The following is a 22,413-nucleotide window of genomic DNA, read 5'->3' as shown; positions in this document are numbered from 1 at the left end:
GGCGGCCAGAGCGCCCACTCCGGCAAATTTGCGTCAGACTGACGAATACCGGCCTTCCTGCCGCGCAACCGAACGCCGACGGCCCCACGACCGGCTTTCCCCAGAGCACCAGAGCCCACTTGTCGATCAAGAAGCGTTCTCGGGTCACGCCGTCGGCTTGCCCGACTGGTCAAGAAGATCGAACTCTCCGTTGACGATGGCATCGGCAAGCGCTGTCCGCCTGGACAGCTTCACGGCCTCCAGCAGCGCCGCATTGACCGTGGCGACCTTGGTGGTCGTGCCGAACAGGCGCTGCGCCTCGGCCAGAAGATCATCATCGAGGTCAATCAACATTCGAGCCATGGCCATTCCTCCCTCGACTGACAACGCGAAGACGATATCGACCCAGGCGCATTCCCGATATCGAAAGCGGCCCCGCGCTCCGAGGAGCGCGGGGCCACCGGCCGTCCCCGGCCGGGGGGGTGGGGGGTGGGGGGTGGGCTCAGAGCAGGCCGAGGGCGGGCATGAGGTAGTAGAAGGCGAAGACCGCCGACACCGCGTACATGGCGGCGGGGACCTCGCGTCCCCGGCCGGCGGCGAGGCGGAGGACGCAGAAGGTGATGAAGCCGAAGCCGATGCCGTTGGTGATGGAGTAGGTGAACGGCATCATCACGATGGTGAGGAAGGCCGGGATCGAGATGGTGTGGTCGGCCCAGTCGATCTCCTTGACCGAGTTGGCCAGGATCAGGAAGCCGACCGCGACCAGGGCCGGGGTGGCGGCCTGGGCGGGGACCATGGTGGCCAGCGGGGTGAGGAAGAGGGCCACCACGAAGAGCAGGCCGGTGACGATCGAGGCGAAGCCGGTGCGGGCGCCCTCGCCGACGCCGGCGGTGGACTCGACGTAGCAGGTGTTGGCGGAGCAGGAGGTGGCGCCGCCGGCGGCGGTGGCGATGCCGTCGACCATGAGGATCCGGTTGATGCCGGGCAGGTCGCCCTTCTCGTCCAGCAGGTGGGCCTCGTCGGCGACGCCGAGGATGGTGCCCATCGCGTCGAAGAAGCACGACATGAGCACCGTGAAGACGAAGAGCACGCCCGTGAGCACGCCGACCTTCTCGAAGCCGCCGAACAGGCTGACCTTGCCGACCAGGCCGAAGTCGGGCGCGGCGACCGGGTTGCCGGGCCAGGACGGGACGGTGAGGCCCCAGGTGAGGGCGGGGATGTCGGCGAGCTTGTCGATCACCACGGCGAGGCCGGTCATGGCCGCGATGGAGACCAGGATCGCGCCGGGGACCTTGCGGACGATCAGGACCAGGGTGAGCACCAGGCCGAGCACGAAGACCAGGACCGGCCAGCCGAGCAGGTGGCCGTTGCCGCCGAGCTGGAGCGGGACGGTGGTGTGGGCGGCGTCCGGGATGCGGCTGACGAAGCCGGAGTCGACCAGGCCGACCAGGGCGATGAAGAGGCCGATGCCGATCGCGATGGCCTTGCGCAGGCCGAGCGGGACGGCGTTCATGACCCGCTCGCGCAGGCCGGTGGCGACCAGGACCATGATCGCGAAGCCGGCCAGCACCACCATGCCCATGGCGTCCGGCCAGGTCATCTTGGGGGCGAGCTGGAGGGCGACGATGGTGTTGACGCCGAGGCCGGCGGCCAGGCCGATCGGTACGTTGCCGATCACGCCCATCAGCAGGGTGGTGAGACCGGCGGTGAGGGCGGTGGCGGTGACCAGCTGGGCGTTGTCCAGGTGGGCGCCGGTCATGTCGGTGGCGCTCGCGAGGATGATCGGGTTCAGCACCAGGATGTAGGCCATGGTGAAGAAGGTGGCGATGCCGCCGCGGATCTCGCGCGGCAGCGTGGAGCCGCGCTCGGTGATCCGGAAGAAGCGGTCCAGCGCGCCGGCGGGGGGCTTCGGCGCGGCGGAAGTGGACTCGGGCGACTCGATGGTCGGCTGGGCCACAGGCATGCGTGCGTCCTCTGGTGGGGGCTGAGGAGGGTGGGGGACGCCCGGAGCGACGGTGGCCGGGCGGGCCCGGCGGGACGGGCGTGAACACAGGCGTCCTGGGCATGGCACGGCCAACCGGAAACCTCAGTATGGGTTCCCCGATCGCACCCACGCTATCTTCGCGCGTAGACCCTTCGGGACCCGAAGCGGCGCGAACGCATCCCGCACAGTAGCGGACACCCGGCCCCGGAGCCGTACGCTAGGGCGCATGCCGAAGACCCCGCTGCACCCCTCGCCCCCGCCGCTGGAGGCCAACGACGTCGCCATCGTCGGCGGTGGCACGGTGCTGTGGTTCGTCGCCTTCCTGGTGCTGGTCCCGTTCCAGAGCACGCTCTCCGAGCACGGTCACGGCAGCTGGCCGTGGATCTGCCTCTCCGGCGCCGGCCTGGGTCTGATCGGCCTCTGGTACTGCCGCGCCCGCCGCGACGCGATCGCCCGCAGCCGCGCCGCCGAGGCGGAGTCCGGCACCACGCGGCGGGCCGCCGAGGGGAACGGCGCGGACCCGGCCACCCGGTCGGACTGAACCGTCCTCCAGCAGCACGCGTCGGCCATGGGGCACCCGTAGAGTCGGTGCCATGACGCAGCCTGCGCAGCCCGCGGAAGAGCCGCCCGGCGACGGGGACCGCGACAGCGAGAGCAGCACCCGCCACGACGGTGCCCACCCGCTCGGGCTGCTGCCCGGACGGCGTGGCGGCCTCACCGCCGCCGAGGTGGCCGACCGGGTCGCCCGCGGGGACGTCAACGACGTCCCGGTGCGGTCCAGCCGCTCGGCCCGGGAGATCGTCCGGGCCAACGTCTTCACCCGCTTCAACGCGATCATCGGCGTGATGTTCGGCATCATCCTGGTCGTCGGCCCGATCCAGGACGGCCTGTTCGGCCTGGTCATCGTCGCCAACACGGCGATCGGCATCGTCCAGGAGCTGCGCGCCAAGAAGACCCTGGACAGCCTCGCGCTGATCGGCGAGGCCAGGCCGCAGGTCCGCCGGGACGGCACCGTCCAGCAGATCCCCACCGGACAGATCGTGCTGGACGACACCGTGCTGCTCGGCATCGGCGACAAGGTGATCGTCGACGGCGAGGTCACCGAGGCGGACGGGCTGGAGATCGACGAGTCGCTGCTCACCGGCGAGCCCGACGCCGTCCTCAAGCAGCCCGGCGATCAGGTGATGTCCGGCAGCTTCGTGGTGGCCGGCGCGGGCGCGTTCACCGCCACCAAGGTGGGCCGCGAGGCGTACGCGGCGCAGCTCGCCGAGGAGGCCAGCCGGTTCACCCTGGTCAGGTCGGAGCTGCGCAGCGGCATCGACAGCATCCTGCGCTTCATCACCTGGCTGCTGATCCCCACCGCCGTCGGCCTGGTGATCAGCCAGCTCGCGGTGGAGGGGCGGGACTGGCGGGAGGCGGTCCGCCGGATGGTGGCCGGCATCGTGCCGATGGTCCCCGAGGGGCTGGTGCTGCTGACCTCGGTGGCCTTCGCGATCGGTGTGGTCCGGCTCGGCCGCAAGCAGTGCCTGGTGCAGGAGCTGCCGGCGATCGAGGGGCTGGCCCGGGTGGACACCGTCTGCCTGGACAAGACGGGCACCCTGACCGAGGGCGGCATGGACGTGGTGGAGCTGCGCACCCTGCCGCAGGTGCCCGAGGCCGACGGCCACCCGCGGCCGGACGCCCCGCTCGCCCGGCGCGTCCTGGCCGACCCGGCCGTCATCAAGCAGGCGCTCGGCGTGATGGCGGGTGCCGACGCCCGGCCCAACCCGTCGATGCGGGCCGTCATCGACGCCTACGGCACGGACGACGGCAACGGCAACGGCGGCGGCTGGCGGGTGATCGAGGCGATGCCGTTCTCCTCCGCCCGCAAGTGGAGCGGCGTGCAGCTGCTGGAGCCGCAGGGCGGCGAGGCGAGCTGGCTGCTCGGCGCGCCGGACGTGCTGCTGCCGGCCGGGCACCCCGCGCTCGCGGAGGTGGACGAGCTGGGCGCCAAGGGCCTGCGGGTGCTGCTGCTCGGCCGCACGCCCGTCCCGCTGGACGCCCCGGACCCGGCCGCCGACCTCCAGCCGCTCGCCCTGGTGGTGCTCCAGCAGCGGCTGCGCGAGGACGCCGCCGACACCCTGCGCTACTTCGAGGGGCAGCGGGTCCAGGCGAAGGTGATCTCCGGTGACGCGGCCGTCTCGGTCGGCGCCGTCGCCGCCCACCTCGGCCTGCCCGGGGCCGAACACCCGCTGGACGCCCGGACGCTGCCCGCCGAGCGGGCCGGGTTCGCCGACGCCGCCGAGCGGACCACGGTGTTCGGCCGGGTCACCCCGCAGCAGAAGCGCGAGCTGGTCGGCGCGCTGCAGTCCCGCGGTCACACCGTGGCGATGACCGGCGACGGCGTCAACGACGTGCTGGCGCTCAAGGACGCCGACATCGGCGTGGCGATGGGCACCGGAAGCGACGCGACCAAGGCGGTCGCCCAGATCGTGCTGCTGAACGACTCCTTCGCCACCCTCCCCTCGGTGGTCGGCGAGGGCCGCCGGGTGATCGGCAACATCGAGCGGGTCGCCGGGCTCTTCCTGGTGAAGACGGTCTACTCGGTGCTGCTCGCGCTGCTGGTGATCTTCACCCACTCGCCGTACCCGTTCCTGCCCCGGCACTCGACGGTGCTCTCCACGCTCACCATCGGCGTGCCGGCCTTCTTCCTGGCGCTGGCGCCCAACAACGAACGGGCCCGCACCGGCTTCGTGCGGCGCGTCCTGCGGTTCGCCGTGCCCGGCGGCATCATCGCCGGCACCGCGACCTTCGTCTCCTACGCACTGGCCCGCGCCAACCACGCCACCGACCTCAAGGCCGACACCAGCGTGGCCACCCTGACGCTGTTCCTGGTCGCCCTCTGGGTGCTCGCCATCGTCGCCCGCCCGTACAACTGGTGGCGGCTGCTGCTGATCGCCACCATGGGCGGCGCGTTCGCGCTGGTCCTGATGGTGCCGCCGCTGTCGGACTTCTTCCAGCTCTCGCTGGCCGGTACCCGGGACCCGTGGATCGCCGTCGCCATCGCGCTGATCTCCTGCGTGGTGCTGGAGATCACCTGGCGCGTCATGAGGCTCCGGACGGCCGACTGACACGCCGGGCCCGTGGCGTCCGTCCGTTCGGCCCGCCCGCCGTGGATGATGCCTCCGGGGGGTGCCGACATGGCCGACAGGGGCGGGGAAGCGCGGCGCGGGACCGGGGAGCCGGAGCGCGAGACCGGACAGGTGGAGCGCGAGACCGGGCAGGTGGAGGCGTTCACCGCCTTCCTGGGCGGTCTGCTGGCGGCCGGACTGACCGTGCTGGCGATGCTGGGCGCGGGCTGGGTGATGACGGGCACCGCGGTGACCGTCCCGTCGGGGCCGTGGGCGCCCAGGGCGGCGAAGCTGCTGGTCGCGGCGGTCTGGCTGGCCACCACGGTCGGCCTCTACCGGTGGCTCCGGCGGGGCGGGCGGGTCCACCCCGGAGGGCGGACCCGCTGACCCGCTGACCCACGACCCGTGAACCCACAACCCACGACCCGCGGACCACGACCGCGACCGGCGACCCGACCCGCTAGCCCTCGAAGTCCCGGGCGGCGGAGAGCTCGTAGGCGCGGTCCGGTTCGGTGAGCGCGGCCAGCACTTCGAACCGGCGGTGCCACTGGCCGACCGACCAGGCCAGCCCGGCCGCCAGGCCCTCCGGGGTCGCCGCGTGCAGCAGCCCGGGCACCGGCGGCAGCTCGAACTCGTCGTCCTCGTCCGCCGCTTCGGCCGCCTCCGGGTCGTAGGGCGCCTCCGGGGTGTCCGCGGCGGTGTCCCAACGCCAGTCCACGGCGGCCTCGTTGCCGTCCGGGCCGACCACCAGCAGCTCCTCGTGCTCCTCGTAGGCCACCGGACAGCCGGGCAGCAACTCCCGGACCACGGCGGGCACCCGGTGCAGCACGCCCTCGGAGAGCACCCGGCCGCCGGCCACCTCGCTGGCCAGCGAGACGTGCAGCCGCTCGGCGAGGTCGGCGGCCAGCGCCGGGGCGACCGGCAACAGCGGGTAGGGGTGCAGGAGTTGCACCAGGTCGGGGGCGTCCGCGACGACCGCCTCGGTGGCGTCCACCAGGACGGTGTGAGCGGGCCGGCGGCCGGTCTCCGGGTCGAGCGGCGGCAGCGCCCGGACGACGTCCAGCGGCTCGACCCGCCCGGCCTCGACCCGGGCCAACGCCGTGTGGATGCCGTGCAGTTGGCGGTGTCCGACCTCCGACTCCGGGTCGGTGAGCCGGTCCAGCAGCTCCTCCGGGCCGTGCGGCTCGGCCAGCAGCGCGGCCAGCGTGGTGCGCACGCCCAGCGCGTGCAGGAACTGCTCGTCCAGCGTGGTCCGGGCCTCGTCGTAGAGGCCGCGCAGCAGCGGGTCGGCGCCGGCCGCGCGCAGCCCGGCCGGCTCCCGGCCGTCCAGCACCGGGTGGTCGCGCAGCCACCAGGCGGTGTACGGCGGCAGGTCGGCGTACGAGCCGTCGGGCAGCAGGGTGCGGACGGGGTTGACCACGGCGTCCCGGTACGGCGGGCGGGCCAGTGCGGCCAGCGCCTCCGGCCAGGCGTCGTCGTCCACCAGGTCGAGGTCGCGGACGGCCAGCAGCTCGGCGGCGACCGGCGGCACGCCCACCGCGTCCTCGTCGTCGGCGTGCAGCACCTCCAGGACGTCCTCGGCCCACTCGGCCAGACCGTCCGGCGCCTCGTCCAGCAGGCCGGTCGGCTGGCCGCCGGCCGCGCGGTCGGCGGGGGCGGTCGGGTCGAGCCGCTCCAGGTCGTCCGGGTCGAGCACCACGTCCTCGGCGCGGACCAGCACGAAGTCCGCCAGCACCCCCGCGGCGGCCAGGACGTCCGGGCCCCAGCGCTCCAGCAGCTCGTCGTCCACCCAGCCGGCGTCGTCCTCCCGGGCGAGCGCGGCCAGCGGGCTGTCGGGCAGGATCAGCTCGCCCGCGCGGGCCGGCTCGCCCTCGTCGTCCAGCAGCGCCAGCCGGGCCAGCCACGGGTGCTCGCCGACCGCCGGGGCGGCCGCCTTCACGAGGGAGAGCACCGAGTCGGCGAGGTCGACGGCGGCCTCCAGGTCGTCCTCGGCCAGCTCGTAGGAGCGGGCGACGGCGGCCCGCACCTCGGGCGTGTCCAGCACGCCGGCCGGGGTGGCGGTGCCGGCGCCGAGCTTGGCCAGCAGCGGGTGCGCCGCCTCCGGGTGGGCCAGGCGCAGGTCCAGCAGGGCCAGCGCGCCGGCCAGCGACTCGGGGTAGCCGGGGAAGGCCGCCCAGTCGGCGTCGTCGGAGGGCAGCAGGACGCGGCGCGGTCCGGTGACCGTCCGCCCGTCGGCCAGCGGCACCGGCAGCGCGCCGAGCGCCTCCGGGTCGGCCGCGCCGAGCGCCGCGTACAGGTTGCGCCACCAGGCGGGCTCGCGGTCCAGGCCGCCGAGCTGGTCGACCACCTCGGCCAGCGGCACCCGGCGCACGTTCAGCACCCGCAGTTCGGTCCGGCGCTCCAGGCCGGCCGGCAGCAGCCCGGGGAAGATCGGCGCCAGCGCCTCGACCACGGAGCCGTCCGCGCCCTCCAGCAGCGTGGCGTCCCGCGGCCGCAGCGCGGGCGTGCCCTGCTCGACCGGGCCGGGGTGGGGCAGGAACGGCGTGCCGGGCAGCCGGGAGAGGATCGCGGCGCGCAGCGCGTTGTCCAGCGCGCCCTCGCCGAGCGGGCCGGGCACCAGGCCGAGCGAGCCGAGGTCGCCGCCGCGGGCGCGCAGCAGGTCGGCGTAGGCCTCGGCGGCGCGCTCGGTGAGGAAGTCGGTGAGCGGGCCGGGGGCGACGTGCCGGCGGGTGGAGTCCAGCGGGTAGGAGGCGATCAGCAGCGCGGGCAGGCCGAGCGGCTCGTCGCTGGGCGTGGGCGCGTGCAGCACCGGGGCGATCCCGGGCGCCTGCGGGCTGCCGTCGGCGCCGACCGGGACGGCCCAGGTCACCGTCCAGTACGGGCGGGCGCGCTCCTCGGTCGGGCGGTCCGCGAGCAGCCCGGCGTCCAGGCCGCCGGAGGCGCCGGCGGTCTGCCAGACGGTCTGCCGCAGCCGGCCGCCGGCGTCGTCGGTGACGGTGACCTCGGTGACACCGTCCGGGCGCGGCTCGGCGGCGGACCGGGTGAGCGTGCGGACGCCCTCCGGGGTCTCCACCACGAGCTCGGCGAGCCCGGGCAGGGTGAGCAGCATCGCGTCGTCGATGCCGGCCAGCAGGCGGCGGGTGAGGTCCTCGGCGGCGGCGTCGCGCAGCGGCAGGACGACGACCGTGTCGTAGCCCTCGGGCGCCGGGCCCTCGGCGGCGAACGGCAGTCGCAGCAGCGGTACGTGGCCGTCCCGGCGGCGCAGCTCCTCGGCCAGCGCGGGCTGGGCCTCGGCCAGCGCGCGGGCCTCGCCGAGCGACCAGCGCACGCCCCCGGCGGCGCCCAGCACGGCGGGCTCGTCGGTGACGGCGAGGACGGCGGCGAAGCCGACGCCGAACCGGCCGACGGTGGGCAGCTCGTCCGACCGCTTCGAGGAGGCGCGCAGGGTGGAGAGCGACTCGACGGCGGCGGCGTCCAGCGGCGCGCCGGTGTTGGCGGCGGCCAGCACGCCGTCCGCCAGGGTGAGCCGCAGCCGGCCGGGCCCGCCGCCGGCGCGGGCCGCCGCGTCGGCCGCGTTCTGCGCCAACTCGACGACCAGCCGGTCGCGGTAGCCGCCGAGGGCGAGCTCCTCCTCGGCGTTGGCGTCCTCCCGGAACCGGGCCGGGGAGGCGGCCCAGGCGGCCAGCACCCGGCGGCGCAGTCCGGCGCTGCCGAAAGGGTCCGCGAGGTGCTCGTCCGTGCCGCTGCCGATGATCCGAGGTTCCACTGGACCTGCCGCCTTCCGCCGCCCTGTACTTCGTACGGGGGGCATTCTCCCCCGTACGGGCACCCCCGGCGGACCGGGGCCCGCCGCTGGCTATGCTGAGGCCCCTGTTCCGGCGGGTGAGGGGGATCACCGCGATGTCCGACGGCTCGTGGTACGTCCTGATCGAGCGGGACCGGCGGGACTACGGCGACGCCGTGTACTACCGCTGGCAGCTGACCGAGCCCCGGGAGGCCCCGCTGGGCCGGGACCAGGCGGTCGCGCTGGCGGAGGAGGCGGCCCGGACGTACGTCCCGCGCGAGGGCCCGGAGCCGGCCGGGACGCCGGCCCGGCGGGTCTTCCGGCTGCCCGACGGCGGCTTCCTGGTCGAGCTCCGCCGCTCCGGCTGGGTCCGGCACTTCCGGGTCACGGTCGGCGAGCTGGTGCACACCGAGGGGGAGGCGCCCGCGCCCCGGCCGGCGGCCGCGCCGGTGGACCCCGTCCCGCCGAAGCGCGGCCCGTTCGGCCGCCGCTGAGCCGGTTGGCCCTTCGCGGGCCCCGGACACGCCGATGGCCCGCCCCCACCGGTGCGGTGGGGCGGGCCACCGGCGGTCCGCTCAGGAGTGGCCGAGTTCCTCGGCCGGGGCGTCCGGCTCGACCGAGCCGGAGGTGCGGTCCGGGTGGAGCTGCAGCGGCTCGACCACCAGCTCGTCGAGGATCAGCTCGGACGGCGCCGGCGGGGCCGGGATGACGGCCGCCTCGGAGTGGCCGCCGCAGCCGTACGCGAAGGAGACGATCTGGCCGTCGGCCGGGCCGAACTCGTTGCCGCAGACGCCGAAGGCCTGGCCGAGCGAGCCGCCGATCGGGATCAGGAAGCCGCAGCTCGCGCACGCGGCGGGGGCCGCCTGCGCCATCGGGGTCTGCGGGCCGTGCGCCTTCTCCCAGCGGTCGGCGGCGAGGTGCAGGCCGAGCCGGGAGAGCACCCGGCTGCGTCCCATGCCGAGCTCCTCGGCGACGGCGCTGATCTGGGCGCGGGCCGGGGCGGGCTGGATGTGCGGGTCGGTGACCACCACGTCCTCCTCGGCGGCCATCGCCACCACGGAGTTCGGCGCCGGCTCGTCCTCGCCGGTCCAGCCCGGCTCCAGGCGCAGGTCGTCGGCGTCGGTGGGCAGCAGGTCGCCGGGGCCCATGTCGCCGGGGCGCAGCCGCTCGCTCCACGGCACCCACTGCGGGGCGAGGATGGCGTCGGGGCCGGGCAGCAGCACGACCTCGTCCAGGGTGACGTTCTTGGCGCGCGGGGCGCGGGCGACGGTGACGGCCCAGTGCCAGCCCCGGTAGGCGGCGTCCAGGCACTCGAAGGTGTGGGTGACGACGCGGTCGGCGTCCGCCTGGACGCCGAGGTGCGCACCGACGGTCGCTGCTCCGACGGCCTCGTCCGCTGCCTGCCGGGCGAGTTCGACGGCCTCGGCACAGAGCCGATCGGGTGTACGGCTTCGCATCGCAGCACTCACGGCGTCGATTCTCTCCCAGTTCTTCTGTTGCCCACGGCGTGTCGCCTGTCCGGTCGCGGCACGGTTTCCCTCGTCCATTCTGCGCGACCACGGGCCGCCTCGGATACCGGCCGCGCCGCTCGTCCGGTCCGGCCGGCTCCCGGCCGGCCGTCGGGCGGACCCTGGGCAGGCTACCCGCCGGTCGGCCACCCGGCACAGTCCGGGGCGGCGCTCGGTGCCGCCGGGCACCCCGCGCGGCGCCGCGACGGCCGCGCCGAGCGGACCGGAATCCCGCGTCGCCGTCACGATTCTGGGGCAGGATGGGCTTGTGGCGGACGAAAACCCGTCGCAGCACGCACTGCGCGCCTCGCAGGCCGACGGCAGCCCCGACGAGGCGAACGCCGTGCCGCGACAGCAGCCTCCGGTCCACGCTGCGGGCGAACCGCAGCCGGTGGGCACCTCCACGACGCCCCCGGACCTCACCGGATCCGCCGGGCCCGCCGACCCCGCGGATCCCCCGGGCATCACGGATCCCGCGGACATCACCGAGGAGGAGCTCGCCGCCGAGGAGCTCGCCGAGCAGCCCCGGCGGCACTTCCTGGTCCGCACCGCCTCCGCGGCCGGCTCCCGCACCGGGAAGGTCGTGCACGGCACCGGCCGCCGGATCCGCAAGGCCACCTCCGCCGAGGGCGCCGGCGAGTCGGGCCTCGCCAAACTGATCGAGCTGCACGCGCTGAACTCCTTCGGCGACATGCTGATCACCGTCGCGCTGGCGTCCACCATCTTCTTCTCCGTCCCCACCGGCGAGGCCCGCGGCCGGGTGGCGCTCTACCTGCTGATCACCATGGCGCCGTTCGCGGTGCTCGCGCCGGTGATCGGCCCGCTGCTGGACCGGCTGCCGCACGGCCGCCGGGCCGCGATGGCGATGTCGATGCTGGCCCGCGCGGTGCTGGCGTGGACGATGGCCGGCACCGTGGCCGGCGGCGGGCTGGCGCTCTACCCGGAGGCGCTGGGCGTCCTGGTGGCGTCCAAGGCGTACGGGGTGGTGCGCAGCGTCGTGGTGCCCCGGCTGCTGCCCAGCCGGCTCTCACTCGTGAAGGCGAACTCCCGGGTCACCCTGGCCGGTCTGCTGGCCACCATGGTGGCGGCCGGGGTCGGCGGACTGCTGCACCTGATCGGGCCGGGCTGGCCGCTGCGCGGCGCCTTCCTGGTCTTCGTGATCGGCACGCTGATGGCCTTCCACCTGCCGCACAAGGTGGACTCGGCCAAGGGCGAGCAGCGCGCCGTGCTGCACGCGGAGGTGCACGGCGACGCCGCGGCCGGTGCGGGCGCGGCCCCCGCCGGGGCCGCCCGGGACGCCGCCGCCCCGAAGCCGCCCAAGGCCTCGCTGCGCACCGTCGGCCCCTCGGTGATCCTGGCGCTGCGGGCGATGTCCGCGCTGCGCTGGCTGGTCGGCTTCCTGGTGATGTTCCTGGCGTTCCTGCTGCGCGAGGAGCCGATCGGCGGGCTGAAGCCGACCCTGGCGCTGGGCCTGGTGGCGCTGGCCGCCGGCACGGGCAACGCGCTGGGCTCGGTCCTCGGCTCCTGGCTGCGCACCCGGGGCCCGGAGACGACGGTCACCGCGATGCTGCTGCTGGCCACCTGCGCGACGGCCGCCGCCGCGCTCTGGTACGGCGTGGTGACGGTGATCGTGGTCGCCGCGGCGGCGGGGGTGGCGGCCTCGCTGGGCAAGCTGGCGCTGGACGCGCTGATCCAGCGGGACGTCCCGGAGGCGGTGCGGACGTCCGCCTTCGCCCGGTCGGAGACCCTGCTCCAGCTGTCCTGGGTGGCGGGCGGCGCGGTCGGCATCGTGCTGCCGCTGAACGGCGTCCTCGGTCTCTCGCTGGCGGCCGCGGTGGTCGGCCTGGTGTTCCTCTGGACGCTGCGTTCGCTGTTCCGGGTGGGGCTGCGCCGCCACTCGGCCGCGCCCCGCGTGGCGTAGCGCGCCCGGACCCCGCGGACCCGTCGTCCGCGGACCACAACACGCGGTTGCCCACCCCCGCGTAGCGTGATCGGCAAAGCCCGGTAGCCTCTGACGCATGAGCCTCAGCACCCGTGTCATCGCCGCCCTCGGCGCCGTCGTCGTGATCGGCGCCGGCACGGTCGGCGGGTCCATCGCCTACGCCTCGGGCCAGGAAGCGCCGAGCGACCACCGCGTGACCCTCACCGTCGGGAACTCCTCCATGGAGGAGAGCCCGTTCTGCTTCAACGACGGCAAGCCGCTCACCGACGAGCAGCAGGAGCAGTGCCAGGACAAGGCGAGCAAGGCCCTGGACGAGGGCAAGCTCCCGAAGTCCGACGTGGTGGCCAGCGACCGCATCGGCCTCGGCGTGACCCCCGACGTGGCGGACCGCGGCTGGTGGGCCAACACCAACGGCGGCGGCCAGGCCTCCGGCGGCCGGTTCACCCTGGCCACCGCGGCCAAGGACGTCACCTACTCCGGCTCGGTGCCGGCCACCAAGGCGATCAACGCCTCCGGCAAGACCCTGGTCACCGTGGTCGAGTCGGACCCGAAGCAGCCCGACGGCATCTACGCCGTCTGGTACTTCCAGCTGAACACCCAGGGCTCCTGACGGCCCGGCGGTGACCGAGCGCCTCTCCGACGAGCAGTCGGCCCCCGGGCGGGGCCGGCTGCTCGTCGTCGTCGCGGTGGCCGCCGAGGCGGAGGCGGTGCTGCGCGGCCTCGCCGGGCCGGCGCCCGGTGCCGTCGACCGCCTGCCGCTGCCCGGCGGTGAGCTGCACCGCGTCACCCACCCCTCGGGCGTCACCGCGGACGTGCTGGCGGGCGGGGTCGGACCGGCCGCCGCCGCGGCCGCCACCGCCACCGCGCTCGCCGCCCACCGGTACGACGTGGTGGTCTCGGCCGGCATCGGGGGCGGCTTCGCCCCGCTGGCGCCGGTCGGCGCGACCGTCCTCGCCGCGGCGATCGTGGCCGCCGACCTCGGCGCGCAGACCCCGGACGGGTTCGCCGACGTCACCGAGCTGGGCTTCGGGACCGTCCGCCACACCCCCGCCCCGGCCGCCGTGGCGCTCGCCGCGGACGCCCTGGGCGCCGTCACCGGCACCGTGCTGACCGTCTCCACGGTGACCGGCAGCGCGGAGCGCGCCGCCGCCCTGACCGCCCGCCACCCGGACGCGGTGGCCGAGGCGATGGAGGGCTTCGGCGTGGCCGAGGCCGCCGCCCGGCACGGCGTGCCGGCCTTCGAGCTGCGCACCGTCTCGAACCCGGTGGGCCCGCGCGACCGGGCCGCCTGGCGGATCGGCGAGGCGCTGGCCGCCCTGGAGCGGGCCTTCGCCGCGCTGCCCCGTCCGGAGTTCCTGAAGGAGGCCCGCCGTGGCTGAACAGCTCACCATCGCCCACTCGCCGTGCCCGAACGACACCTTCGTCTTCCACGCCTGGACGCACGGCCTGGTGCCCGGCGCGGACGCCCCCGAGGTCACCTTCGCGGACATCGACGTCACCAACGGCCTGGCCGAGCGCGGCGAGCTGGACGTCCTGAAGGTCAGCTACGCCGCCCTGCCCTGGGTCCTGGACGAGTACGCCCTGCTGCCCTGCGGCGGCGCGCTCGGGCGCGGCTGCGGCCCGCTGGTGCTGACCCGCCCGGAGAGCGGCGGCGACCTGACCGGCCGGACCGTCGCCGTCCCCTCCGAGCGGTCCACCGCCTACCTGCTGTTCCGGCTCTGGGCGGCCGAGGCGGTGCCCGGCGGGTTCGGCGAGATCGTCGTCCTGCCGTTCCACGAGATCATGCCCGCCGTGCGGGACGGCCGGGTGGACGCCGGCCTGGTGATCCACGAGGCCCGCTTCACCTACCGGGAGTACGGCCTGCACCGGCTCGCCGACATGGGCGAGGCGTGGGAGCGGGAGACCGGCCTGCCGATCCCGCTCGGCGCGATCATCGCCAAGCGCTCGCTCGGCGCCGAGCGGCTGCGCGCGATCTCCGGGGCGATCCGCGCCTCCGTCCGGCAGGCCTGGGCCGACCCGTCGGCCAGCCGCGACTACGTGCTCGCGCACGCCCAGGAGATGGATCCGGCCGTCGCCGACCAGCACATCGGCCTCTACGTCAACGAGTTCACCGCGGACCTCGGCGAGGAGGGCTACGGCGCCGTCCGGGCGCTGCTCACCCGGGCCGCCGCCGAGGGGCTGGTGCCCCCGCTCGGCCCGGGTGCGCTGGACGTCTGAGACCGGGCTGCCCGGTCACCCGCCGGACCGGGCGGTCAGACGTCGAACTGGTCCGCCACCGCACGCAGCAGCCCGGCCAGCTTCTGGCCGGCCGGCTTGGCCGGGTAGCGGCCGTGCTGGAGGCCGGGCAGCACCGAGTCCATCATCGTGATGAGGTCCTGGACGAGCGCCGCCATGTCGTCCGGGCTCTTCCGCTGGGCGGCCGCCACCGACGGCAGCGCGTCCAGCAGCTGCACGGCCATCGCCTGGTCGCCGCGGTGGCCCGCGACCACGCCGAACTCGACCCGCTGGCCCGGCTTCAGCGCGGTGACACCGGCGGGCAGCGCCTTGGTGTGGACGAAGACGTCGCCGCCGTCGTCGCGCGACAGGAAGCCGAAGCCCTTCGTCTCGTTGAACCACTTGACCTGGCCGGTGGGCATCTCGAACAGTCCTCGATGTGGGTGTGAGGGATCCCGGCCCTGGCCGGGGATCACTGGGTGGAAGGGCGGGCCGACCTCGGCTCGGCGCCCGTGCGGGCGCTCATGGTCAGCACGCTGTAGGGAGCAGACTAACGGTCCGTCACTGCCTCATCCGCGTTCCGCGAGGGATCCGTACGGGGCTCTCGCGGCCACGGCCGATCCGGTACTGGCATGGCCGGGGCGCAACTCGGCGCTTTCCACTGGCTCACACCCCCGGTCCGAGGAGACGGGGCGCACCTGTCGCGCCCCTTGGCACAGCCTGCATACCCCCGCCCAGCAGGGATCAAAACTCCCAGCTCCCGGGAAACTGCGCAACGTGACCGGTCCGCCGCCCCCCGGTCCGGCGCCGCCGCGCCCAGGGCGCTCTGCCAGACTGGGACGGCAGACCGACCCGAACAGGCCCGCCGGGCCGCCCCGGCCCGTGGAGGAGCAAGCCCAGTGAGCAGCCAGAGCGCCGACCGCGGCGACAGCTACGTCAAGGCCGGGGCGATCGTCTTCGGGCTCGGCGCGCTCGCCACCCTCGTCACCTTCGTCCCGCTGTTCCTGCACCTGACGCCGCTGCCGACGGCCGCGTACTGGCTCAGCATGCTGATGCCGCTGGGCTTCCTGCTCGCGCTGACCGGCCTGCTGCTCTCCGCCCGCGCCCAGCGCCGCCGGGTCCGGGCCTGAGCCGCCGGTCCGGTCCTAGGACGCGTCCGACACGCGGTCCGCGCGGCTCCCGACGTAGCCGGCCAGCCAGGCCGGGAAGCCGGTGAGGTCGGCCAGCACGACGTCCGCGCCCGCCGCCAGCAGCTCGTCCGCGCCGTACGGCCCGGTGGCCACGCCCACCGCGACGGCGCCCGCGTGCCTGGCGCCCACGATGTCGCCGAGGTGGTCGCCGACGTAGACGCCCGCCCCCTGCTCGCGCAGCGCCTCGCCCTTGGTCTCCGCCCAGAGGTCGCCGGCCAGGGCGTCCGCGCGCAGCCCGGCGTGCTCCAGGTGCAGCCGGGCGTTCGGCTCGTACTTGCCGGTGATCACCGCGACCCGGCCGCCGTGCGCGCGGACCGCCTCGACCGCGGCGTGCGCGCCCGGCAGCGGCACGGTGGGGGCGAAGGCGTGCTCCCGGTAGAGCTCGCGGTAGCGCGTGACCACGGCCGGCAACCGCTCGGCCGGGAACCAGTTGGCCAGCTCCTCCAGCAGCGGCGGACCGAGCCGGGTGACCACCAGGTCGGCGTCGATGTGCGTGCCGGTCTCGGCGGAGAGCGCCACGTAGGTGGCCCGGATGCCGGGCCGGGTGTCCAGCAGGGTCATGTCGAGGTCGAAACCGACGGTGAGCGGGACTACCGGGGTGGAAGACATGCCGTCAGGCTATCCAACGGGGTGCACCGGGCCGGGGGTGCGCCGGGACCGGGGGGTGAGCGGGGACGGGCCCGCAAGGGAACGGGAGTGCGCAGGCGATTTGCCCCGGCTTCTCCACGGTATTTAGGTTTGCCTCAGCTAACTGCGAGAGAGAGCCATGACCGACACCACCGCGCCGGCCGCGAGGCCGGTCACCGCGCCCGGCCAACGGCGACTGCTGCGCCGTCGCGTCCGGTGGCTCGCCGCCGCCCTCGTCCTGCTGGCCGCCGCGGTGCTGCTGAGCCTCGCGGTCGGCAGCCGCACCATCCCCCTCGGCGACACCGTCGGCGCGCTGCTGCACGGCGGGGACACCCCCGACGCCGTGGTCGTCCGCGAGCTGCGGGTGCCCCGGACGGTGGTCGGCCTGGCGGTCGGCGCCGCGCTCGGCCTGGCCGGCGCCGTGATGCAGGGCATCACCCGCAACCCGATCGCCGACCCGGGCATCCTGGGCGTCAGCCAGGGCGCGGCGGCCGGCGTGGTGCTGGCGATCTCCGCCTTCGGCGTCTCCACCCTCACCGGTTACGTCTGGTTCGGCTTCGCCGGGGCCGCGCTCGCCGCGGTGCTGGTGTACGGCCTGGCCGGGCGCGGCCGGGGCGGCGCCACCCCGGTCAAACTGGCGCTGGCCGGTTCGGCGATGTCCGCGTTCATCGCCTCGCTCAACACCCTGGTGCTCACCACGGACGCCGCCGCGATGGACCGGTTCCGGTTCTGGCACGTCGGCTCGCTCTCCGGCCGCACCGCCGACGTCGCCTGGCAGCTGCTGCCGTTCCTGCTGGTCGGGGCGGTGCTGGTGGGCGCGGTGGCGCGCGGGCTGGACGCGCTGGCGCTCGGCGACGACACCGCCAAGGGGCTCGGCGCGAGGACCGGCGCCGTCCGGGCGGTCGGGGCGCTCGGCGCCACCGTGCTGACCGGCTCGGCGGTCGCCGCCGCCGGTCCCGTCGCCTTCGTCGGCCTCGCCGTCCCGCACGCCGCCCGCGCGGTGGCCGGCGCGGACCACCGCTGGGTGCTCGCCCTCTCCGCCGTGCTCGGGCCGGCGCTGCTGCTGTTCGCCGACGCGCTCGGCCGGGTGCTCTTCCCGCCGTCCGAGGTGCCCGCCGGGGTGATGACCGCGCTGGTCGGGGTGCCGGTGCTGGTCGCCCTGGTCCGGCGCCGGAGGGTGGTCGCGGCGTGACCGCCGTCGCCCTGCGGGGCTACACCGTGCTGCGCGCCGGGCGCGCCTCCTTCCTGCTGCACCGGCGCTCGGCGGGCGCCGCGCTCGGCCTGCTGGTGCTGCTCGCCGCCACCGTCGTCGCCTCGCTCTGCCTGGGCGAGTCCACCGTCTCCCCCGCCGAGGTGGTGAAGGTGGTGCTCGGCCGGCCGAGCCCGCACGAGCTGGTGGTCGGCGAGTTCCGGCTGCCCCGGGTGGTGGTCGGCCTGCTGGTCGGCACCGCGCTCGGGCTGGCCGGCGCGCTGATCCAGACCGTCGCCCGCAATCCGCTGGCCAGCCCCGACGTGGTCGGCGTCTCCTGGGGCGCCACCGCGACCGTGGTCGGCCTGCTGGCGTACGGCGTGGTCGGCGCCGCCGGGCAGGTGCCGTACGCGGCGGTGGCCGGCGGCCTGGTGGCCGGCCTGCTGGTGTACCTGCTGGCCTGGCGGCGCGGCCTGCACGCCCAGCGCTTCGTCCTGATCGGCATCGGGATCTCCGTCGCCCTCTCCTCGCTCACCTCCGTCTTCCTCACCAAGGGCGACGGCTTCCAGGCGCAGGCGGCGAAGGTCTGGATGACCGGCAGCCTCAACGGCTCCGGTTACGACCAGGCCGGGTGGCTCGCCCGGGTCCTGCTGGCCGCCGTGCCGGTGGCGCTGTGGGCCGCGCGGGCGCAGCGCTCGATCTCCTTCGACGACGCCACCGCCGTCGGCCTCGGCCTGCGGCTGGACCGGATCCGGCTCGGCATGGCGCTGCTCGGCGTCGTGCTCGCCTCCTGCGCGGCGGGCGCGGCCGGCCCGGTGGACTTCGTCGCGCTGATGGCCCCGCAGATCGCGCTGCGGCTGGCCCGCTCGGCGCAGATCCCGCTGTTGTGCTCGGCCCTGACCGGCGCGCTGGTCGTCGTCCTGGCCGACCTGCTGGCCCGGCGGCTGCTCGCGCCCACCGAGCTTCCGGTCGGCGTGGTGACCGGCCTGGTCGGCGCGCCGTACCTGATGTGGCTGCTGATCCGATCCCGCCGGGGGGCGTCGTCCTGATGGAACACCGCCCGATGACCGCTGGAGAACCGCCCACGACCGCCGCTGGAGGCCGCCGATGACCGCCGACCCCGCCCCCGGCCTCACCCCCGCTCCCGGCCTCACCCCCGCCCCCGGCCACCGTTTGGAGGCCCGGGGCCTGACGCTCGCCTACGAGGCGCGGACGGTCGTCGAGGGGCTGGACCTCGTCGTGCCGGACGGCCGGGTGACGGTGATCGTCGGCCCGAACGCCTGCGGCAAGTCGACGCTGCTGCGCGCGCTCGGCCGGCTGCTGAAGCCGGTCCGGGGCGCGGTGCTGCTGGACGGCGCCGAGCTGGCCCGCGTCCCGACCAAGCGGATCGCCCAGCGGATCGGGCTGCTGCCGCAGTCCCCGACCGCGCCCGAGGGCATCTCGGTGGCCGACCTGGTCTCGCGCGGCCGGCAGCCGCACCAGAGCTGGTGGCGGCAGTGGTCGGCGGAGGACGAGCGGGCGGTGGCCGAGGCGCTGGAGCGCACCTCCACCACGGAGCTGGCCGAGCGCAGCGTGGACGAGCTCTCCGGCGGGCAGCGGCAGCGGGCGTGGATCGCGATGGCGCTCGCCCAGGGCACGGACGTCCTGCTGCTGGACGAGCCGACGACCTTCCTGGACCTCGCGCACCAGGTGGAGGTGCTCGACCTGGTCCGGCGGCTCAACGTCGAACGCGGGCGGACGGTGGTCGCCGTGCTGCACGACCTCAACCAGGCCGCCCGGTACGCGGACCACCTGGTGGCGATGCGGGACGGCCGGATCGTCGCGCAGGGCGGGCCGCGCGAGGTGGTGACGGCGGAGCTGGTGCGGGAGGTGTTCGGGCTGGACTCGGTGGTCGTGCCGGACCCGGTGACGGGCACCCCGCTGGTCGTGCCGGGCGCGCCGTGGGCGGTGAAGACGGACGCCTAGCAGGCAATTCGGACATAATCGACGCGCCTGGAGCCCTGCCCGCTCCTGCCCTTCGTCCCGCCCGTTCGTTTCCGTCCGTTCGTCGTTTCCGTCTGTCCGTCCGTTCGTTCGTCCGTTCGTCCGCCCGTGCCCGAGGACCGCCGATGCCCCCGCTCACCCGCCGCACCCTGCTCGCGGGGCTCGGCGCCACCGCCCTCGCCGGATGCACCGTGCGGCACGCCACCCCACCCGTCGACACGGCCGCCGCCGCGGTGCCGCCCAGCCCGCCGCCGGTCCCCCCGGTCACCGTGAACACCGCCGTGGGGCCGGTCCTGGTACCGGGCGCGCCGATGCGCGTCGTCACCCTGGACACCGCCGAGTTCGACTCGGCGCTCACCCTCGGCATCACCCCCGTCGGGGCCGCCCTGGCCCCCCTGGACTCCGGCTTCCCCGACTACTGGCCGGCCTCCCGGCTGAGCGGGATCACCCGGGTCGGCGCGATCGGCGCCCCGGACCTGGCCACCCTGCGGGCGCTGCGGCCGGACCTCATCCTCTCCAACCAGGCCCGTGACGGCGCGCGGTACGACCAGCTGCGCGAGATCGCGCCGACCGTGCTCACCCAGGGCAACGGGGCCGCCTGGAAGGCGAACTTCCAGCTGCACGCCCAGGCGCTCAGCCGCCAGGACGCGGCGGCGGCGTTCGTCTCCTCGTACCAGCGGCACGTCTCGCAGGTGGTCCAGGCGCTCTCCGGCGCCAAGGCCTCGGGCCGGAAGGTCAGCCTGGTCCGCTTCGTCGAGGGCGGCGGGATCCGCCTGTACGGGAGGCAGAACTTCCCGGGGACGGTGCTGGCCGACGTCCAGCTGGGCCGCCCGGACGCCCAGAACACCGACCAGTCCGACGTCGAGATCCCCCTGGACCAGCTCGCCAGGGCCGACGGCGACCTGATCGTCCACGCCACCTACGGCGACCCCGGGCGGGCCGGCGCCACGGCGGCGCTGGCCGGCCCCGGCTGGCAGGCGCTCGGCGCGGTCCGGGCCCACCGCGCCTTCGAGGTGGACGACCAGCTCTGGTTCCAGGGCGCCGGCTACACCTGCGCCAACTACCTGCTGGCGGAGCTGCAGCGCCTCCTGGGCGCCTGAGCCGGCGTCAGTCCTCCTCGGTGCGCAGCTCCTCGGCGGACTCGCGGTAGGCGTCGGCGGCCCGCGCGAAGTAGTCGAAGAGGACGTCGAGCTGCTCCGGCGCGTAGCCGGCGAGGATCTCGCCGACCCGCCGCCGGGCCGGAGCGAGCACGCGGTCGAGGTCGGCGGGCCCGTCGACCGGTTCGACGATGACCTTGCGCCGGTCGCCGGGATCGGGTGCGCGGCGGACGTAGCCCGCCTGCTCCAGCCGGTCGATCAGGCGGGTGGTCGGGCCGGTGGTCAGGCCGGTGCGGGCGGCCAGCTCGCCGGGGGTCAGCGGCCCGGCCAGCTCCATGATGTTCAGCGCGTACAGGTCGGTGGCGCCGAGCGCGCACGCCTTGGCGCTCGCGTGGCCGTGGAGCATCACGGCGCTCAGGTACCGGCGGTAGACCGCACTCGCATCGGACGGCATGGACGTTGACACGGGCTCCCCCTCCCCTAATCTCTTCCTCAAGGAAGAGAAATCTTCGATGCAGTAACTTCTTCGGAGAAGTTACCACGGGAGGGGACCCGCCATGCCTGCCACCATCGACTCCACGGACGCCGCCGCCATCCGCGCCCTGCTGGACCGCAGCAGCGCCGCCTGGGCGAACGGCGACGGCACCGCCTACGGCGCGTGCTTCACCGAGGACGCCACCGACGTCACCTACGTCGGCACGGTCTACCGGGGCGGCGACGAGATCGGCCGCGCCCACCAGGCGCTGTTCGACAGCTTCCTCAAGGGCACCGCGCTGACGGTCGAGATCACCGAGCTGCGCCCCCTCGGCCCGGACGCCGCGATCGCCGTCACCCGCGGCGACGTCGCCAAGCGCGGCGCCCGCCCGAAGCGGCTCGGCAAGCTCGCCACCTACACGGTGGTCCGGGAGGCGGACGGCTCCTGGCGGATCGCCGCCGTCCAGAAGACGCAGCGCAAACCGCTGATGGAGGCGCTCTCCTTCCGGTTCCGGCCCATGACCCGGCCGGCCTGATCCGCCGGCGCGCTCCGGGCCCGCAGAGCCGCGGCCCCCGCGCTCACTCCGGAGCGCGGGGGCCGCGGGCGTCCTGGCCGCGGAAGGGTCAGGAGAGCAGGCCGTCGTAGTCCGGCAGCTTGAAGGTGCGCTCGGCGTGGCCGCCGTCGAGGTCGGTCCAGTTGTTGCCGACGCTGGCGATGATCGTGTAGCCCTCGTTCTCGACCTTGACCCGCTCGTCGGTCTTGTACTGCTGGACCGGCTTGAAGAGGTCGCACAGGGCGCGGCCGTGGAGCTCGTCCACGGTGTAACCCGCCTTCTCCAGGCTGTACCGGGTGACGGGGGCGATGAAGTCGACCCGTGCGGTGACGAAGATGATCGCGACGCCGCGCGCGTGGGCGTACTGCGCCAGCTCCACCACCGGCTTGATGCCCTGCATCGTGATCGGGTGGAAGTGCGTCGCCAGGGTCGTGTTGTCGATGTCGAAGACGATCGCGGGCGCCTCGTCCGACGCTCCGGCGGCCGTGCGCTGCTCGACGTACGCACGGGCCGGCGCGATGGCGGCGGTGACGTCGGCGAGCCACTGCTGCTCGGTCACCGCGCCGCCGCTCGTCGTGACGGCGGCGGGCGCCGCGGCAGCCGGGGTGGCCGGGGCGGCCGGGGCGGCGACCGCGGGGGCGGCCAGGCCGGTGGTGATCGCGACCGTCAGGGCCGCGGTGGTGACGAGCTTCGCCTTGATGCTCATGTGGGGGAGCAGGCCTCTCCGTAGGGGAACGTTCGACGCACGTGGGTCGGCGAGAACGTACTGCAACCTACG

General features: G+C 75.1%; 22 protein-coding genes. 14 read left to right on the top strand and 8 right to left on the bottom strand.

All coding sequences use genetic code 11. The features are described from left to right. Window positions 1-144 precede the first annotated feature (144 nt). Together ACFVHB_RS02345 and ACFVHB_RS02340 are read right to left on the bottom strand one after the other, a co-directional pair. A complete protein-coding gene (locus tag ACFVHB_RS02345) occupies window positions 145-342 on the bottom strand; it encodes a type II toxin-antitoxin system VapB family antitoxin (RefSeq protein ID WP_380314359.1) in 198 nt (65 codons plus the stop codon). 139 nt (window positions 343-481) lie between these two features. Further along, on the bottom strand, window positions 482-1,942 hold the full coding sequence (locus ACFVHB_RS02340) for an NCS2 family permease (RefSeq protein ID WP_380314358.1): 1,461 nt from the start codon (window positions 1,940-1,942) through the stop codon (window positions 482-484). A gap of 247 nt (window positions 1,943-2,189) precedes the next feature. Between ACFVHB_RS02340 and ACFVHB_RS02335 the strand changes: the two genes are divergently transcribed. From ACFVHB_RS02335 to ACFVHB_RS02325, 3 genes are all read left to right on the top strand, one after another. Further along, window positions 2,190-2,504: a DUF2530 domain-containing protein gene (locus ACFVHB_RS02335; protein ID WP_380314357.1), complete on the top strand. Its 315-nt coding sequence runs from the start codon at window positions 2,190-2,192 to the stop codon at window positions 2,502-2,504. Between the two features lie 52 nt (window positions 2,505-2,556). Continuing rightward, window positions 2,557-5,073: a cation-translocating P-type ATPase gene (locus tag ACFVHB_RS02330; RefSeq protein WP_380314356.1), complete on the top strand. Its 2,517-nt coding sequence runs from the start codon at window positions 2,557-2,559 to the stop codon at window positions 5,071-5,073. A gap of 69 nt (window positions 5,074-5,142) precedes the next feature. After that, window positions 5,143-5,460, top strand: coding sequence for a hypothetical protein (locus tag ACFVHB_RS02325; protein WP_380314355.1), 318 nt, complete (start codon window positions 5,143-5,145; stop codon window positions 5,458-5,460). Between the two features lie 73 nt (window positions 5,461-5,533). Here the strand turns inward: ACFVHB_RS02325 and ACFVHB_RS02320 are convergent, their stop codons facing one another. Beyond that, window positions 5,534-8,839: a sacsin N-terminal ATP-binding-like domain-containing protein gene (locus tag ACFVHB_RS02320; protein ID WP_380314354.1), complete on the bottom strand. Its 3,306-nt coding sequence runs from the start codon at window positions 8,837-8,839 to the stop codon at window positions 5,534-5,536. A 134-nt stretch (window positions 8,840-8,973) separates the two neighbouring features. Between ACFVHB_RS02320 and ACFVHB_RS02315 the strand changes: the two genes are divergently transcribed. Next, window positions 8,974-9,351 (top strand): hypothetical protein, encoded by a 378-nt coding sequence (locus ACFVHB_RS02315; protein WP_380314353.1) that lies wholly within the window; start codon window positions 8,974-8,976, stop codon window positions 9,349-9,351. A gap of 81 nt (window positions 9,352-9,432) precedes the next feature. On the opposite strand, the gene ACFVHB_RS02310 is transcribed toward ACFVHB_RS02315, so the two are convergent. Beyond that, entirely contained in the window at window positions 9,433-10,314 is an 882-nt protein-coding gene (locus ACFVHB_RS02310) for a DUF3027 domain-containing protein (RefSeq protein WP_380314352.1), read from the bottom strand. A 589-nt stretch (window positions 10,315-10,903) separates the two neighbouring features. On the opposite strand from ACFVHB_RS02310, the gene ACFVHB_RS02305 reads away from it, so the two are divergent. The 4 genes from ACFVHB_RS02305 to ACFVHB_RS02290 all read left to right on the top strand — a co-directional run bounded on the left by ACFVHB_RS02305 (window position 10,904) and on the right by ACFVHB_RS02290 (window position 14,524). Further along, window positions 10,904-12,286, top strand: coding sequence for an MFS transporter (locus ACFVHB_RS02305; protein WP_380314506.1), 1,383 nt, complete (start codon window positions 10,904-10,906; stop codon window positions 12,284-12,286). A gap of 97 nt (window positions 12,287-12,383) precedes the next feature. Further along, window positions 12,384-12,917 (top strand): hypothetical protein, encoded by a 534-nt coding sequence (locus ACFVHB_RS02300; RefSeq protein WP_380314351.1) that lies wholly within the window; start codon window positions 12,384-12,386, stop codon window positions 12,915-12,917. A 10-nt stretch (window positions 12,918-12,927) separates the two neighbouring features. Next, window positions 12,928-13,686 carry a futalosine hydrolase gene (locus tag ACFVHB_RS02295; RefSeq protein ID WP_380314350.1) on the top strand — a complete coding sequence of 253 codons (759 nt, stop codon included), beginning with the start codon at window positions 12,928-12,930 and terminating at the stop codon, window positions 13,684-13,686. Beyond that, window positions 13,679-14,524, top strand: a complete 846-nt coding sequence (locus tag ACFVHB_RS02290) for a 1,4-dihydroxy-6-naphthoate synthase (RefSeq protein WP_380314349.1) — start codon at window positions 13,679-13,681, stop codon at window positions 14,522-14,524. Before ACFVHB_RS02295 ends, ACFVHB_RS02290 begins: the two co-directional genes overlap by 8 nt. 35 nt (window positions 14,525-14,559) lie before the next feature. Here the strand turns inward: ACFVHB_RS02290 and ACFVHB_RS02285 are convergent, their stop codons facing one another. Continuing rightward, window positions 14,560-14,943, bottom strand: a complete 384-nt coding sequence (locus tag ACFVHB_RS02285) for a cold-shock protein (RefSeq protein ID WP_380314348.1) — start codon at window positions 14,941-14,943, stop codon at window positions 14,560-14,562. A 477-nt stretch (window positions 14,944-15,420) separates the two neighbouring features. Between ACFVHB_RS02285 and ACFVHB_RS02280 the strand changes: the two genes are divergently transcribed. Beyond that, a complete protein-coding gene (locus tag ACFVHB_RS02280) occupies window positions 15,421-15,651 on the top strand; it encodes a hypothetical protein (protein WP_380314347.1) in 231 nt (76 codons plus the stop codon). A 15-nt stretch (window positions 15,652-15,666) separates the two neighbouring features. Here ACFVHB_RS02280 and ACFVHB_RS02275 read toward each other — a convergent pair whose 3' ends face one another. After that, window positions 15,667-16,320 (bottom strand): HAD family hydrolase, encoded by a 654-nt coding sequence (locus tag ACFVHB_RS02275; protein WP_380314346.1) that lies wholly within the window; start codon window positions 16,318-16,320, stop codon window positions 15,667-15,669. A 157-nt stretch (window positions 16,321-16,477) separates the two neighbouring features. Between ACFVHB_RS02275 and ACFVHB_RS02270 the strand changes: the two genes are divergently transcribed. The 4 genes from ACFVHB_RS02270 (at window position 16,478) to ACFVHB_RS02255 (ending at window position 20,610) form a co-directional block, all read left to right on the top strand. Then, window positions 16,478-17,530, top strand: coding sequence for a FecCD family ABC transporter permease (locus ACFVHB_RS02270; protein ID WP_380314345.1), 1,053 nt, complete (start codon window positions 16,478-16,480; stop codon window positions 17,528-17,530). Next, window positions 17,527-18,576 carry a FecCD family ABC transporter permease gene (locus tag ACFVHB_RS02265; RefSeq protein ID WP_380314344.1) on the top strand — a complete coding sequence of 350 codons (1,050 nt, stop codon included), beginning with the start codon at window positions 17,527-17,529 and terminating at the stop codon, window positions 18,574-18,576. The genes ACFVHB_RS02270 and ACFVHB_RS02265 overlap by 4 nt, the downstream gene beginning before the upstream one ends. A gap of 58 nt (window positions 18,577-18,634) precedes the next feature. After that, window positions 18,635-19,492 carry an ABC transporter ATP-binding protein gene (locus ACFVHB_RS02260; RefSeq protein WP_380314343.1) on the top strand — a complete coding sequence of 286 codons (858 nt, stop codon included), beginning with the start codon at window positions 18,635-18,637 and terminating at the stop codon, window positions 19,490-19,492. A gap of 143 nt (window positions 19,493-19,635) precedes the next feature. Then, window positions 19,636-20,610: an ABC transporter substrate-binding protein gene (locus ACFVHB_RS02255; protein WP_380314342.1), complete on the top strand. Its 975-nt coding sequence runs from the start codon at window positions 19,636-19,638 to the stop codon at window positions 20,608-20,610. Window positions 20,611-20,617: 7 nt separating this feature from the next. Here ACFVHB_RS02255 and ACFVHB_RS02250 read toward each other — a convergent pair whose 3' ends face one another. Beyond that, the gene (locus ACFVHB_RS02250) at window positions 20,618-21,073 is read right to left on the bottom strand and encodes a MarR family winged helix-turn-helix transcriptional regulator (RefSeq protein WP_380314341.1); all 456 of its coding nucleotides are present in this window, start codon (window positions 21,071-21,073) and stop codon (window positions 20,618-20,620) included. Between the two features lie 91 nt (window positions 21,074-21,164). Here ACFVHB_RS02250 and ACFVHB_RS02245 point away from each other — a divergent pair, with 91 nt between their 5' ends. Then, entirely contained in the window at window positions 21,165-21,617 is a 453-nt protein-coding gene (locus tag ACFVHB_RS02245) for an SgcJ/EcaC family oxidoreductase (RefSeq protein ID WP_380314340.1), read from the top strand. 88 nt (window positions 21,618-21,705) lie between these two features. On the opposite strand, the gene ACFVHB_RS02240 is transcribed toward ACFVHB_RS02245, so the two are convergent. Then, on the bottom strand, window positions 21,706-22,341 hold the full coding sequence (locus ACFVHB_RS02240; protein ID WP_380314339.1) for an HAD family acid phosphatase: 636 nt from the start codon (window positions 22,339-22,341) through the stop codon (window positions 21,706-21,708). Between the last annotated feature and the right edge of the window lie 72 nt (window positions 22,342-22,413).

The organism is Kitasatospora sp. NPDC127111, from assembly GCF_042677465.1.
In the GTDB taxonomy this organism is placed as follows: Bacteria; Actinomycetota; Actinomycetes; order Streptomycetales; family Streptomycetaceae; genus Kitasatospora.
The sequence above is the reverse complement of the archived record's forward strand: the minus strand, read 5'-3'. Positions and strand labels throughout refer to the sequence as shown.